Origin of the sequence: Nocardia sp. CA-290969, assembly GCF_050936135.1 — a bacterium.
Lineage (GTDB): Bacteria > Actinomycetota > Actinomycetes > Mycobacteriales > Mycobacteriaceae > Nocardia.
In genome coordinates this window covers 7,436,213-7,453,317 of record NZ_JBNJNJ010000001.1, presented here as the reverse complement: position 1 = coordinate 7,453,317, position 17,105 = coordinate 7,436,213, and the positions used below count along the sequence as shown (strand labels likewise).

Annotated in this window: 1 protein-coding gene (cut by a window edge); it reads right to left on the bottom strand. The window is 67.7% G+C overall.

Annotated features, from left to right (window positions below; translation table 11 throughout):
- Positions 1–17,105, bottom strand: the beginning of a protein-coding gene (locus ACQEVO_RS34215; protein WP_432921277.1) for a non-ribosomal peptide synthase/polyketide synthase. Its footprint begins 34,945 nt before the window's first position; 17,105 of the gene's 52,050 nt are visible here — the first part of the coding sequence; the start codon lies at positions 17,103–17,105; the stop codon falls past the left edge of the window.

Here is a 17,105-nt window from a genome sequence, read left to right as displayed (position 1 = left end):
TGCGCCTGCGAGCGGCGCGGGTTCAGGATGTCGACCAGCCGCTCGAACGGGATATCGGCATGGGCGAAGGCGGCCAGGTCGGTGCGGCGCACCTGTGCCAGCAGCTCGGTGAACGGCATCCCCGGGGACACCTCGGTGCGCAGGACCAGGGTGTTGACGAACATGCCGACCAGCTCGTCGAGCGCCTGTTCGCCACGGCCGGCGATCGGGGTGCCGATGGCGATATCGCCGCTCGCGGCCATCCGGCCGGCCCAGGCGGCGAGCACGGCGTGCACCAGCATGAACAGCGTGGTGCCCTGGGCGCGGGCCAGGTTCTCCAGTTCGGCGCGCAGATCCGGGTCGACGATGAAATCGTGGACGGCGCCGGAGTTCGAGGCGATCTCCGGGCGCGGCCGGTCGGTGGGGAGTTCCAGCTGGTCGGGCAGATCCCGCAGCGTCTCCACCCAGTACGCGACCTGCTGCGCGGCAACCGATTCCGGATCGTCCTCCGCACCCAGCACCGCACGCTGCCAGAGCGTGTAGTCGGCGTACTGCACCGGCAGCGGCGCCCAGCCGGGTTCCTGGCCGCGGCTGCGATCGCTGTAGGCGACGACGAGATCGCGCAGCAGCGGACGCGGCGAGAAACCGTCGGCGCTGATGTGGTGTGCGACGAGGACGAATACATAGCTGTTCGTGTCCGGCCGCAGCAGGGTCGTACGGAACGGCGGGGTATCGGTGACGTCGAAGAACACCCCCGCCAATTCCAGGATCCGGGCGGGGAGTTCCGCCTCGGTGACCGGTTCGGCGGTCAGGTCGAAGACCACGTCCTCGGCGGGCAGCACCTGCTGGTACCCGACACCGTCCACCTCGGGGTAGACGGTCCGCAGCACCTCGTGCCGGGCCACGACATCGGCGATGGCGGCGCGCAGCGCGTCCACGTCGAGATCGCCGGTGAGCCGGATGGCGAACGGGATGTTGTAGGCGGCCGAGGCACGGTCGAACCGGTTGAGGAACCACATCCGCTGCTGCGCCAGCGACAACGGCACCCGCTCGGGCCGCGGCTGCGGCACCAGCGCCTGACGCCCACCGGCGCCCACATGCTCCTGCACTCGCGCGGCCAGCGCGGTGACGCTGGAGGCTTCGAACAGCGCCCGGACGGGGACCTGGGTGTCCAGTGCGGCGCCCAGGCGGGCGGCGACCTGGGTCGCGATCAGCGAGTTACCGCCGAGGGCGAAGAAATCGTCGTCCGCGCCGACCCGGTCCACGCCCAGGACATCGGCGAAGACACCGGCCACGATCTCCTCGATCGGAGTGGAGGCGGCCCGGAACTCCCGGGTTTCGAACACGGGCTCCGGCAACGCCTTACGGTCCAGCTTGCCGGACGTATTGAGCGGGAACGCGTCCAGCGCAACCACCGCCGCCGGAACCATATAGGTCGGCAGCAGGTCGCGGACCGCTTCCAGCAGAACGGTTTGCACGATCTGCTGTCCCGGCGCCGGCACGACGTAGGCGACCAATTGCTCGCCCAGCTGCGAACCGGCGACCGTCACCACGGCCTGGCTCACCTCGGGCTGCGCCAGGAACGCCGACTCGATCTCACCGAGTTCGATGCGCTGACCACGGAACTTCACCTGGAAGTCCGTACGACCCAGATACTCCAGCACCGGCTCGCCGTCGACCCGGGTCCACCGCACCAGGTCACCGGTGCGGTACATACGAGCGCCCTCGTCGAACGGGCTCGCCACGAACCGATCCGAGCTCAGATCCGGGCGGGTCACGTAGCCGCGCGCCAACTGGTCGCCCGCGAGATACAGCTCACCCGTGACACCCTCGGGCACCGGGTGCAGTCGCGAATCCAGCACGTACACGCGCGAATTCCACTGCGGCACACCGATAGGCACACTGCCGGACTCCGCGCCGGTCGCCTGCCAGTACGTGATCGACACTGCGGCCTCGGTCGGGCCGTAAAGGTTGTGCACCGCAGCATCACTGATCGCGTGCATCGCCGTCACCGTCTCCGGCGGCAATGCCTCACCGATCACGAACACATGCTGCAACGACGGGATCGAACCCGCCTCGGTATGCGCGGCGAACACCGTCAACATCGACGGCACGAAATCCGTCACCGTGACCTGCTGCTCCGCGATCACCCGCGCCAGATACGCGGGATCACGATGACCATCCGGCGTTGCCACGACCAGCCGGGCGCCCGCGGCCAAGGGCAGGAAGTAGCCCCACAGCGACACGTCGAACGTGGTCGCGGTCTTCTGCAGATAGACGTCACCCGTATCCAACGGGTACTGCGCAAGCATCCATGCGACCTGATTCGCGATCGCCGAATGCGGCACCGCGACACCCTTCGGGCGGCCGGTGGAACCGGACGTGAAGATCACGTACGCGGTGTTGCCGGTCCGCACCGGCGCCAACCGGTCCGCGTCGGTGATGGTCGCGGAGTCGTAGCCGCTGGTGTCGAGGGTGTCCAGCTCCAGTACGGGCACACCTGTGCCCTCTGGAACAGCACCCGCATCAGCAGTAGTGGTCAACAGGCAGACCGGTGCCGCCGTATCCAGGATGTAGCCGATGCGCTCGGCCGGATGTGCGGGATCCAACGGCACATACGCACCGCCCGCGGCCACCACCGCATACATACCGGCGACCAGGTCGATCGACCGTGACACCAGCAAACCGACCAGCGACTCCGGACCCACACCCTGCGCGATCAGCAACCGCGCCAAGCGATTCACCCGCGCAGCGAACTCCGCATAGGTCAGCTCGGTGCCCTCGTACGACACCGCCACCCGATCCGGGTACAGGGCCGCCGAGCGCTGGAAATCATCCAGCAGCAACCGTTCCGGCAGCGCGTTCTCGGTGGCGTTCCACTCCGCCAGCACCCGGGCGCGTTCGGACCCGTCCAGGATCTCGATATCGCCGACCGGAACCGACGGATCGGCGATGACGCCGTCCAGCAACCGCACGAAACGGTCCACGAAGCCCTGCGCCGTCGCGTGGTCGAACAGATCACTCGCGTAGGTGAGGAAACCCGCCACACCCTGCGGTTCGCCCGCGTCGTCGTAGCTGTCGCCGACCACCAGGTTCAGGTCGAACTGCGAGATCTCGGTGTCGACATCGACACCGGACACCGTGAGGCCCGGTAGTTCCAGTACGGCGTCGGCCTGGTTCTGGAAGGTGAAGCCCACCTGGAACAGCGGATGCCGCGACTGCGAACGCGCCGGGTTCAGCACCTCCACCAGTCGCTCGAACGGCACATCCGCATGCGCGAAGGCGGCCAGATCGATTTCGCGTTGCCGCGCCAGCAGATCCGCGAAGGAGTCGGCGCGATCCAGTTGTGTCCGCAACACGAGGGTGTTCACGAACATGCCGATCAGATCGTCGAGGACCTCTTCGCCACGGCCTGCCACCGGGGTACCGATGGTGATGTCGTCGGTACCCGACAACCGCGACAGCAGCACCGCGAATGCGGCATGCACAACCATGAACAGGGTCGCACCGTGTTCCCGGGCCGCCTTCAACAGTCCGGCATGGGTTTCGGCGTCGATCCCGATCTCCACCCGGCCGCCGGCGAAGGACTGCACCGCCGGCCGCGGCCGGTCGGCCGGCAGATCCAGCTGATCCGGCACACCCGCCAGCGCCGACTGCCAATAACCGAGCTGCTGCGCCGCCAGCGACTCCGGATCCGACTCGTCACCCAGCAACTCACGCTGCCAGATGCTGTAATCCGCGTACTGCACCGGCAACGGCACCCAACCCGGCGCCTCACCCGCGGTCCGCGCCGCGTAGGCCGTCATCAGGTCCCGCATCAGCGGACCCGCGGACAGGCCGTCACCGGCGATATGGTGCACCACCACGGCCAGCACACAATGGCGCGTGATGCCCGCGGGATCGTCGATCTCGAAGAGCGCGACCCGTAACGGCACCTCGGCCGTCACATCGAATGTGGTGCCTACCAGTTCCGCTACCGCCGGCAAGAGGTCCGCGCCGGTGATCGACCGCACGGTCACCTCCGGCAGCGCCGCGGCCGCCGGCAAGATCACCTGCACCGGGCCGGATTCGGTTTCCGGGTAGACGGTCCGGAGCACCTCGTGCCGGACCACCACATCGCCGATGGCGGCGCGGAGCGCGTCCACATCCAGGTGCCCGGTCAACCGGCTGGCCCACGGAATGTTGTAGGCCGTCGAGTTCTGGTCGAACCGGTTGAGGAACCACATCCGCTGCTGCGCCAGCGAGAGCGGCACCTGCTCCGGGCGTGGCGCCGCTACCAGCGCCTTACGTCCACCGGAACCGGCTTGCTGCTCCACCCGCACGGCCAGCCCCGCGACGGTGGCGGCTTCGAACAGCGTCCGCACCGGGACATGGGTGTTCAGCGCCCGGCCGATCCGGGCGGACACCTGGGTGGCGAGCAGCGAGTTACCGCCGAGGGCGAAGAAATCGTCGTCCGCGCCGACGTGCTGGATGTCGAGGACTTCGGCGAACACGCCGGCGACGATTTCCTCGATCGGGGTGGACGGTGCCCGGAACGCCCGGGTTTCGAAAACCGGTTCGGGGAGGGCCCGGCGGTCGAGCTTGCCGGCGGGGGTCAGCGGGATCCGGTCGATCACCATGATCGAGGCCGGAACCATGTACGACGGCAGCCGGTCACCGACGAACTCACGCAACTGTGCCGTATCCACCGTGAAGCCCGGCACGGCAACCACATAGGACACCAGCGATACCGCGCCGGTCGAGCCCTCGTGGCCCACCGTCACCGCGAAGTCCACCGCGTCGTCCGCGGTCAGCGCGGCGTCGATCTCACCGAGCTCGATACGGAAACCGCGCACCTTCACCTGGAAGTCGTTACGGCCCACATACTCCACCGCAGGATCACCCGCGCCGTCACGACGCCAACGCACCACATCACCCGTGCGATACAGGCGCGAACCCGGCTCACCATAAGGATCGGCGACAAAACGCTCAGCAGTCAGACCGAACCGGGCGTGATAGCCACGCGCCAACTGGATACCGCCGACGTACAGTTCGCCGGTCACACCCTCGGGTACGGGGTTCAGGCGATCGTCGAGTACCAGTGTCCGCATCCCGCGTACCGGACCGCCGATTGTCACCGGATCACCCGGCGACAGAGCAGCGCTGATATTCGTCGCGACCGTTGCTTCGGTCGGACCGTAGGCATTGTGGAACCGGCGGTCGGCCCCGGTAGCGGCGGCCGTGGACCAGCGCGTCACCAAATCGGCCGAAATCGCCTCGCCGCCCGCGATGATGACCTGCATCCCGGCCAGATCCGCCGGATCCAGCGACGCCAGCACCGACGGCGTGATCAAACCGACCGTCACACCCTCCCGAGCGATCAGCTCACCCAGTTCGGCACCGCCGTAGTTCCCGGTCGGCACCACCACAAGAGTGCCCGCCGACCCGACCGCCAGCAACAACTCCAGAATCGAGGCGTCGAAGCTGGGCGAGGCGAAGGCCAGCGCCCGCGAATCCCGGGTCAACCCATAACGCTCGACCTGTTCCGCACTGAAGTTCGCCAAACCCGAATGCGTGACCACAACACCCTTGGGCACACCCGTGGAACCCGAGGTATAGATGACATACGCGGTATTCGCCGCAGTCAGCGGCCGCACCCGATCCGCATCGGTGACCTGCTCAGCCGTATATTCGTCCAGCTCCAGCTCGTCGAGCACCAGCCAATCCACCGAACCCGGCAGATCCCCCCGCACCGACGACACCGTAATACCCACCGGCGCACCCGAATCGGACAACATATGCGCGATACGGTCTTCCGGATACGTCGGATCGATCGGCAAGAACGCCGCACCCGACTTCGACACCGCCCACTCGGCCAGCACCGAATCCGCCGACCGCGGCACCGCCACAGCCACCAAATCCTCAGCACCCAAACCACGCGCGATCAACGCCCGTGCAAGGCGGTTCGAACGCTCGTCGAACTCACCATAGGAATACCGGCGACCCTCGAACACCACCGCCGGCGCCGAACGATCCACCGCCACCGCATCCGCCAGCAACTCCGGCAACGTCCGCGCAGCGACAGCCGGACCACCGGTACGCGACAGGATCTCCGCGCGTTCGGACGAGTCCAGGATCTCCACCGCACCCAGGGCGAGAGCGGGATCCGAGACCAGGGCGGAAAGCAACCGCAGGAATCGATCCACGAACCCCTGGACCGTGCGGTGATCGAAGAGGTCGGTGGCGTAGGTCAGGAAACCCGTCACCCCGTCGGGTTCACCCGCGGCGGTATAGGAGTCGCTCAGGATCAGGTTGAGGTCGTACTGGTACACCTCGGTGTCGATATCGAAACGCGAGACCGTCAGGCCCGGCAGTTCCAGGCTGGCCTGCGCCAGGTTCTGGAAGGTGAAACCCACCTGGAACAGCGGATGCCGCGACTGCGAACGCGCCGGGTTCAGCACCTCCACCAGCCGCTCGAACGGCACATCCGCATGCGCGAACGCGGCCAGATCGATCTCCCGCTGCCGCGCCAGCAATTCCACGAACGCCTCGCCGCGGTCCAGCTGGGTCCGGAACACCAGGGTGTTCACGAACATGCCGATCAGTTCGTCCAGCACCTGTTCGCCACGACCGGCCACCGGCGTACCGATGGTGATGTCGTCGCTGCCGGACAGCCGGGACAGCAGTACCGCGAACGCCGCGTGCACCACCATGAACAGCGTGGCGCCCTGTTCCCGGGCCATAGCCAGCAACGCGGCGTGGACTTCGGCGTCGATCCGCACCTCCACCCGGCTGCCCGCGAACGACTGCACCGCCGGCCGCGGCCGGTCGGCCGGCAGATCCAGCTGATCCGGCACACCGGCGAGAGCTTCCTGCCAGTAGGTCAGCTGCGCGGCGACCAGCGATTCGGGATCGTTCTCGTCACCCAGCCGTTCGCGCTGCCACAGCGCGTAATCGGCGTACTGCACCGGCAGCGGCGCCCAACCCGGCGCTTCGCCCGCCGACCGCGCGGCGTACGCGGTCATCACGTCACGGGTCAACGGCGCCACCGAGAAACCGTCACCGGCGATGTGATGCATCACCAGCGCCAGCACGAAAACGGGTGTCGCGCTCGCGGCCGCATCGGGCGCCTCGGACGTTTCGTCCGTCTCGCCGGACAACCGGAACAGCGCCACCCGCAGGGGCACCTCGGAGGTGACATCGAAACCGGCGCGCGCCAGCTCCGCCACCGCGTCCACGACCTCCCCCGCGGCCACCGACCGCACATCCAGCTCCGGCACCGCGTACCCGACGGGCACCACCACCTGCACCGGGCCGGACTCGGTGTCCGGATACACGGTGCGCAGTACTTCGTGCCGCGCGACGACATCGGCGACGGCGGCGCGCAGCGCGTCCACATCGAGATCGCCGGTGAGCCGGATGACGAACGGGATGTTGTAGGCGGCCGAGGCACCGTCGAACCGGTTGAGGAACCACATCCGCTGCTGCGCCAGCGACAACGGCACCTGCTCCGGCCGCGGCTGCGGGACCAGCGCCTGCCGGCCCCCGGCCCCGGCCTGTTCCTGCACCCGCGCGGCGAGCGCGGTCACGGTCGGAGCTTCGAACAGTGCCCGGACGGGCACCTGGGTGTCCAGCGCGGCACCGAGCCGGGCCGCGACCTGGGTCGCGATCAGCGAGTTACCGCCGAGAGAGAAGAAATCGTCATCCGCACCCACCCGGTCCACACCCAGGACATCGGCGAACACATTCGCCACGATCTCCTCGATCGGAGTCGACGGCGCCCGGAACTCGCGTGCCTGGAACACCGGCTCCGGCAACGCCTTACGATCCAGCTTCCCGGAAGTATTCAACGGGAAGGCATCGAGTTCGACCACGGCAGCCGGGACCATATACACCGGCAATACGCCGCGCAGCTTCTCCAACAGGTCACCCGTGGCAATCTGCGCACCGGGCGCGGGCACCACGTAGGCGACCAACTGCTCGCCCAGCTGCGAACCGGCGACCGTCACCACGGCCTGGCTCACCTCGGGCTGCGCCAGGAACGCCGACTCGATCTCACCGAGTTCGATGCGCTGACCACGGAACTTCACCTGGAAGTCGGTACGACCCAAATACTCCAGCACCGGCTCGCCGTCGACCCGCGTCCACCGCACCAGGTCACCGGTGCGATACATACGAGCACCGCCGTCGAACGGGCTCGCCACAAATCGGTCGGAGCTCAGGTCGGGCCGGGTCACGTAGCCGCGTGCGAGCTGGTCGCCCGCGAGATACAGCTCACCCGTCACACCCTCCGGCACGGGATGCAACCGCGAATCCAACACGTAAACCCGCGAATTCCACTGCGGCACACCGATCGGCACACTGCCGGTTTCCGTCCCGGTGGCCTGCCAGTAGGTGATCGACACCGCGGCCTCGGTCGGGCCATAAAGGTTGTGCACCGCAGCATCAGAGATCGCGTGCATCGCCGTCACCGTCTCCGGCGGCAACGCCTCACCGATCACGAACACATGCTCGAGCGACGGGATCGACCCCGCAGCCGTGTGTGCGGCGAACACCGTCAACATCGACGGCACGAAATCCGTCACCGTCACGTTCTGTTCCGCGATAACCCGAGCCAGATACGCCGGATCACGATGACCGTCCGGGGTCGCGACAACCAACCGCGCACCCGCCGCCAGCGGCAGGAAGTAACCCCACAACGACACGTCGAACGTCGTCGCGGTCTTCTGCAAGTAGACGTCCTCGGCACCCATCGGGTACTGCGCCAACATCCACGCGACCTGATTACCGATCGCCGAATGCGGCACCGCCACACCCTTCGGACGACCCGTCGAACCCGACGTGAAAATCACATACGCCGTATTCGACGGCCGCACCGGGCCGAGCCGCTCGACGTCGGTGACGGTCGAGGCGTCATAACCGTTGGTGTCGAGGGTGTCCAGCTCCAGTACGGGCACACCTGTGCCCTCTGGAACAGCACCCGCATCAGCAGTAGTGGTCAACAGGCAGACCGGTGCCGCGGTATCCAGGATGTAGCCGATCCGCTCCGCCGGATGCGCCGGATCCAACGGCACATACGCACCACCGGCCGCCACCACCGCATACATGCCGACCACCAGGTCCACCGACCGCGACACCAGCAAACCGACCAGCGACTCCGGACCCACACCCTGCGCAATCAACAACCGCGCCAGACGATTCACCCGAGCCGAGAACTCCGCATACGTCAGCTCGGTGCCCTCGAACGACACCGCCACCCGATCCGGGAACTCCGCCACCGCACGTTCGAAACCGTCCAGCAGCAGGCTTTCCGGCAGCGCGTGCTCGGTCGTGTTCCACTCCGCCAGTACCCGGGCACGTTCGGTCCCGTCCAGCACGTCGAAATCCCCGACCGGCACCGACGGATCGGATACGGCCGCTTCCAGCAACCGCACGAACCGGTCGGCGAACGAGGCCGCGGTATCCGGGTCGAACAGGTCGCGGGAGTACGACAGTTCGCCCTGCATCGGGGAATTCGTATCGTCGCCCATACCCCGGAAGTTGAGCGACAGGTCGAATTTCTCGAGCCCGATCTCGTAGTCGACCGGTGCCACTCGCAGTTCCGGCAGTTCGAAATGCCGGTCCGGGAGGTTCTCGAACGACAACGCCACCTGGAAGAACGGATGCCGGGCCTGGGACCGGGTGGGATTCAGTACCTCGACCAGCCGCTCGAACGGCACATCGGCGTGCGCGAACGCCTGCAGGTCGGTATTGCGGATCTCGGCCAGCAGATCGGCGAAGGTGGTACCGCCCTCGACCTGGGTGCGCAGGACCAGCGTGTTGACGAACATGCCGACCAGGTTCTCCAGCGCCGGCTCGCCACGCCCGGCGACGGGTGTACCGACGGCGATATCGGATTCCCCGGTCAGCCTGGTCAGCAATGCCACCAGCGCGCTGTGCACCACCATGAACGGCGACGCGTTGTACCGGCGGCCCAGTTCCGCGATCCGGCGCCGCATCTCCGGGCCGATCACGAAGGAATGAACGCCACCCACATAGGACGAGACCGCGGGCCGCGGACGATCGGCGGGCAGCGCCAATTCGTCGGGGATCCCGGCCAGTTGCTGTTTCCAGTACCGGATCTGGCCGGAGATCAGCGAAGCCGGGTCGTCCTCCGAACCCAGGACTTCCCGCTGCCAGAGCGCGTAATCCGCGTACTGCACCGGAAGTTTCACCCAGGCCGGCGACTCCCAGCTGATACGCGCGGCATAGGCGGCCATGACATCGCGCGCCAGCGGGCCGATCGACCAGCCGTCGGCGGAAATATGGTGCACCACCATACCGAGCACGTACTCGGTCTCGCTGATCTCGAAGAGCCGGGCATGCAACGGCACTTCGCCGGTGACATCGAAGGCCATCGTCGCGAGATCGGTCAGATGATCGATCAGTTTGTCTTCACGGATCCGGAACGGCGTGAGGTCCGGCACCACCTGCGCCGCATCGAGGATCACCTGGACCGGCGAATGCCCGGTTTCCGGGAACACGGTGCGCAGGGATTCGTGCCGGTCGATCACGTCGATCACCGCGACCTGCAACGCGGCCACATCGAGTTCACCGGACAGCCGGATGGCGATCGGAATGTTGTTGACCGCGGATTCGGTGTCGTAGCGGTTGAGGAACCACATCCGCTGCTGGGCCAGCGACAGCGGGATATCGCCGTCGCGGCTGCGCGGTACCAGCGCCTGGCGGGCGCCCTCGCCGACATGGGATTCGACGCGGGCCGCGAGGGCCATCACCGTGGAGGCCTCGAACAGGGTGCGCACCGGCACCCGGGTGTCCAGAGCGGCACCGAGCCGGGCCGCGACCTGGGTCGCGATCAGCGAGTTACCGCCCAGTTCGAAGAAATCGTCGTCGAGGCCGACCCGTTCGACCCCGAGGACCTCGGCGAAGACTCCCGCCACGATTTCCTCGATGGGGGTGACGGGGGCCCGGAAGGTCTGGGTCTGGAACTGCGGTACCGGCAGCGCGCGGCGGTCCAGCTTGCCCACCGGGGTCAGCGGGATCTCGTCGAGCACCATGATCGAGGACGGCACCATATAGCCGGGCAGCCGGTCCTGGATATGCGCGGTGAGCGCCGGAACCTCGATCGAATATCCCGGGGCGGCAACGACATACGATGCCAGCGACATCGCGCCCGAAACGTTCTCGTGGCCGATCGTCACGGCGAAGTCGACGGCCGGGTACGAGGTCAGCGCGGCGTCGATCTCGCCCAGTTCGATACGGAACCCGCGAACCTTCACCTGGAAGTCGTTGCGGCCCACGTATTCGACGGTCAGCGCGCCGGCGGCGTCGCGCCGCCAGCGCACCACGTCACCGGTGCGGTAGAGCCGCCCGCCCGGTTCGCCGTAGGGGTCGGCGACGAAACGGCCGGCGGTCAGCGCGGCCCGGGCGTGGTAGCCGCGGGCCAGCTGGATACCGCCGATGTACAGCTCACCGGTGACCCCTTCGGGTACCGGATTCAACCGGCTGTCCAGCACCAGCGACCGCATACCGCGCACCGGGCCGCCGATAGTGACCGGCATCCCGGGAACCAGCGGGGCGCTGATATTGGACATGATCGTGGTCTCGGTGGGGCCGTACCCGTTGTAGAAGTCGCGGCCGGGCATACCCGCCCAGCGGGCGACCAGATCGGCCGGAACCGCTTCACCACCGGCGACGATCGCCCGCATCCCCGACAGCGCGTTCGGGTCGAGCGAGGCCAGCACCGACGGGGTGATGAAGGCATGGGTCACCCCTGCCGTCTCGATCAGATCGGCCAGCTCGGCCCCGCCGTACATCATCGGCGGCACCACCACCAGCGTCCCCGCGGATCCGACGGCCAGCAGCAACTCCAGCATCGAGGCGTCGAAGGACGGTGAAGCGAAGGCCAGTGCCCGGGTGGACGTGTCCAGCCCGTACCGCCGCACCTGTTCCACGCTGAAGTTGCGCAGACCGGCATGGGTGACCGCCACACCCTTGGGCAGACCGGTCGAACCGGAGGTGTAGATCATGTACGCGGTATTCGAGGTGCGCAGGGGCGCACGGCGATCCGCGTCGGTGATCGCGTCCGCCGGGCTCGCCATGATGTCGGCGGCGAATTCCGGATCGTCCAGGCTGATCCAGCCACCGGACAATGCGGGTAGTTCCGGGAGCTCCTCGTCCTCGGTGAGACCGAAGGCGGCGCCGGAATCGGTGACCATATGGGCGATCCGGTCGGGTGGGTACGTGGGGTCGATCGGGACCAGCACCGACCCGGATTTGACGATCGCCCACAGCGCCAGCTGATAACGCCACGAACGGCTGAGGGCCAGCGCGACCGAGACCTCCGGCCCGGCGCCCCGCTCGATGAGCACCCGGGCCAGCTGGTTCGACGCGGTGTCGAGCTCGGCATAGGTATAGGACTCGTCGTCGGCGAAGACCGCGATGCCCTCGGGGTTGGTGATCGCCGCGGCGGCCAGCAGGCCGGCCAGGGTATCGGGCTGTTCGGCCGGTCCCCCGCTGCAGCTGGTGAGTTCGGCGCGTTCGGCGGCGTCGAGCAGATCGATCGCCCCGACACCGATCTCCGGGTCGGCCACGATCACCGAGAGCAACCGCTGCCAGCGCGCGACGAACGAGGCCACGGTCGACTCGTCGAACAGATCGGTGGCGTAGGACAGCACCAGTCCCATACCTGTCGGTTCGCCCCGGCCGCCCCGCTTCTCGGTGATCGTCCAGAGCAGGTCGAACTTGGCGATATCGAGTTCGATCTCTTCCGCGCTGATCGTCAGCCCCGGGACCTCCAGAGTCGCGTGCGCGATCTCCTGGAACGAGAGCATCACCTGCACCAGCGGATTCACCGCCTGCGAACGCGCCGGATGCACGATCTCGGCGATCCGCTCGAACGGCACATCCGCGTTGGCGAAGGTCGCCAGGTCGCGTTTGCGGGTTTCGGCGAGCAGTTCGGTGAACGTCTGCTCGTCGTCGATCTCCGAGCGCAACACCAGGGTGTTGACGAACATGCCGATCAGGTCGTCGAGCGCGGCCTCACCGCGTCCGGCGACCGGCGTGCCGATCCCGATATCGGTGGTTCCCGACAGCCGGGACAGCAGCACCGCCAGCGACGCGTGCAACAGCATGAACAGGGTGACGCCCTGCTGCCGGGCCAAAGCTTCCAGCCGGCTGTGCATCTCGGCATCGATATCGGCCGAGACCCGGTCGCCGCGGAAACTCTGCGCCGGTGGCCGCGGCCGGTCGGTGGGCAGCTCGAGCTGATCGGGCAAACCCGCGAGCTGTTCGCGGTGGAAGGCGATCTGGCGCGCGGCAACGGAGTCGGGATCCGATTCCGAGCCGAGCAGTTCGCGCTGCCAGAGGCTGTAATCCTGGTACTGCACCGGCAGCGGCGGCAGTTGCGGTTCCGAACCCGCGGCCCGCGCCAGATAGGCGGCGGCGACATCGCGTGACAGCGGACCCATCGACCAGCCGTCGGCGGCGATATGGTGCAGTACGAACGCGACGGCGTATTCATGGGTGCCGTTGGAGCGGCTGCCCGTCACCTCGTAGATGCGCCAGCGGAACGGGAGTTCGGTGGTGACGTCGAAGCCGATCGCCGCGAATTCGGTGAGCGCGGCATGCAGGCCGGTCGCGTCGATCGGCTCGACCGGAACCTCCGTCTCGATCTCGTCGATCGGCAGCACCAGCTGGTAGCCGCCGTCCTCCGATTCGGGATGGATGGTCCGCAATGACTGCTGACGGGCCATGACATCGCGCATCGCGGCCTGCAGTGCCGCCAGATCCACCTGACCCGTCATCCGGATCACGAAGGGCACGTTGTAGGCCGGGATGGACGGATCGAACTGGTTGATGAACCACATGCGCTGCTGCGCCGGCGACAACGGCACCGCCTCGACGACCTCGCCGGACGGGAGGACCCGGGTCGGGCGCTGCTGCGGCAGCAGCGCCCGGCGCCGACCGGAACCGGCCTCGTCCTGCAACCGGCGGGCCAAGCCGGCCACGGTCGAAACCTCGAACAGCATGCGCACCGGCACCTGGGTGTCCAGCGCCGCGCCGAGCCGGGCCGCGACCTGGGTCGCGATCAGCGAATTACCGCCCAGCTCGAAGAAGTCGTCGTCCGCGCCGACCCGTTCGACGCCCACGACCTGCGCGAAGGTCGCGGCGACGATCTCCTCGACCGGAGTCGACGGCGCCCGGAACTCGCGGGTCCGGAACACCGGCTCGGGCAGCGCCTTACGATCCAGTTTCCCGGACGCGTTGAGCGGCAACTCGTCCAGCACCATGAGCGCCGACGGCACCATATAGGTGGGCAAGGTCTCGCCCAGGAACCGTGTCAGCTCGTCGGGGTCGGCCGTCTGCCCCGGCGCCGCAACCACATACCCGGCCAGATGCTGGCCGGTGGCGGTATCGACCACCAGCACCACGGCCCGGCCGACCGTGGGATGGGCCAGCAGATCGGTTTCGATCTCCCCGAGTTCGATGCGCTGGCCCCGGAACTTCACCTGGAAATCGGAGCGCCCGACGTAATCGAGCGCTCCGTCCGAACGCCACCGCACCAGGTCGCCGGTGCGGTACATCCGCTCGCCCGGCGCGCCGAACGGATCGGCGACGAAACGGTCCGCGCTGAGGTCCGGGCGCCCGTGGTAGGCGCGCGCCAGCTGCCGGCCCGACAGGTACAGCTCACCCTCGGCGCCGACGGGAGCGGGCCGCAGCCGCGAATCCAGCACGCGGACGCCGACGTTCCATTCCGGAACGCCGATCGGCACGGTTCCCGTTTCGGCACCCTCGGCATCCCAGTAGGTGACGGACACCGTGGCCTCGGTGGGGCCGTAGAGATTGTGCAGGCGGGCCCGCGAAATCGCGGCCACGGCGGCGACGGTCTGCCCCGGCAGGGCCTCACCGATCACCAGCAGTTGCCGCAGCGATTCGAGTTGCTCCGGCCGGGCGTGCGTGGCGAATTCCGCCAGCATGGACGGAACGAAGTCGGTGACGGTGACCCCGCGCGACGCGATCGTCTCGGCGATGTAGCGCGGATCGCGATGTCCGTCCGCGGCGGCCAGGACCAGCGTGCTCCCGGAGATCAACGGCAGGAAGTAACCCCAGACCGAGAGGTCGAAGGTGGCCGCCGATTTCTGCAGATAGACATCGTCTTCGGTGATACCGAACTCGCTGCGCATCCACAGCTGCTGGTTGACGACGGCGCTGTGCGGGACGGCCACACCTTTCGGGCGGCCGGTGGTGCCCGAGGTGTAGAGAACGTATGCGGTGTTGTCCGGCCGCAGTGGCGCCACCCGTTCGGCATCGGTGATCGGCTCCGCCGAATAACCGGACGTGTCGAGCGTATCCAGTTCGACGACCCGCACCGAGCCGGGCAGTTCCATCCCGTCCGTACTCACCGTCAGCACACAGACCGGCGCCGAGCTTTCCAGGACGTAGGCGGTGCGGTCGGCCGGGTGGTCGGGGTCGATCGGCACGTAGGTGCCGCCCGCGCGCAGGATCGCGTGCATGGCCACGACCAGCTCGAGCGAACGGCGCATACCGATGGCGACCCGGGTCTCCGGGCCCACCCCGTCGGCGATCAGTTTCCGGGCCAGCCGGTTCACCCGGGTACCGAACTCGGCATAGGACAGAGCTGTCCCCTCGAATTCGACCGCGGGGCGGTCCGGGGTCCGCGCCTGCTGTGCGTCCAGCAACGCCGGCAGCGTGGTGACCGGCACCTCGTGCGACGTATCGGTCCAGGTCCGGGTCACCGCCGCCATTTCGGCGGCCGTGGTGATATCCAGCCGGCTCACCAATTCGTCGGCGCCGGTGGCGAGGAACCGGTCGAAGAACTCCAGGAACCGGGTGTGATGGGTGTGGGTCTCGGCCTCGCTGTAGAGGTTCGGGTTCGCCTCGAAGTCGATGTGGAACTCGGTGCCGCCGACCGATTGATAGAAGTTGACCGCCAGGTCTTCGACATTGCCGGTGGTGAGAACCTGGACGTTTCCGACCATCTCACCGAGGCGGATCTCGTCCTGGAACAGCATGATGTTGACCCACGGACCGAAGAAAGCCGTGGTCACCGCGGCGCCGCCGGCCGCATCGCGGCGGATGTCCTCGTGCCGGTACCGCTGATGGCGCAGTGCGCCCGACACTTCCAGCTGAACCTGTTTGCGCAGGTCGGCAATGGTGCTGTCGGCGCCGACGCGCAGCCGCAGCGGCAGAATCGTCGATGACACACCACCGGAGCGACGCATGGTGGCCGTGGTCCGGGCGGTGACCGGCAGGCTCAGGATCACCTCGTCGGCGCTGTTCCACCGGGCCAGGTAGGCGGCGAACGCCGCCAGCAACTCCTGAGCCGGCGTGGAGTCGTGGCGCTGCACACACTCGGCGAGCAGCCGGCGGCTCTCCGCGCTCAGCGCGGCCCGCGCCTCCGATTTCCGCGCGGCCGGAGCGGCCGACCGGGTGGCCAGGCTGCTGCCTTCCTCCAGGCCCGCGATCCGCTCGGCCCAATACTGTTTATCCGATTCGAAACGGCTGCTACCGCGGTAGGCCATCTCCTGCTCGTACAGGTTGAGCAACGAGGCGGCCTTGGACTTCGCCGGCTCGGACCCGGCGCGGTACGCCGTGTACAGCTCCGCGATCCGGTTCATATTGTTCATCGCGCCGTAGCCGTCGAGGACGACGTGATGGGCGCGGGAGTACCAGTACCAGTGATCGTCGGCCAGTTGCAGGGCGAAGCTCGCGACCAGGCGGTCCGTGGTCAGATCCAGTGGGCGGCTGTAGTCCGCGCGCATCCACTCCTGCGCCGCGGCGACCGGATCGCCGGCGTCCCGCAGATCGATATGACGGACCTCGTCGCTGTCGGCGATCGAATAGTCGACCCACTGCCGCGGTTCGCCGCCGTCTTCGGCGTCTTCGGCGATCCGCAGCAGCGGCGACCCGAGGTCGCGCGAGGCGTCCCGGCTGGCGCGGGTCAGTGTGGCGATATCGAGGTCACCGCGCAGTTCGACATACTGCGCGATATTGACCGGTACCTGTGGGTCGAGGTGCTGCACATACCAGATGCCCAGCTGCGCGGGCGACAGCGGAAACGGCTTCCCATCGGTAGCTGCCGTACCACTGTTCGTACCGTTCCCGCCGTTGTCCAGCCGGTCCAA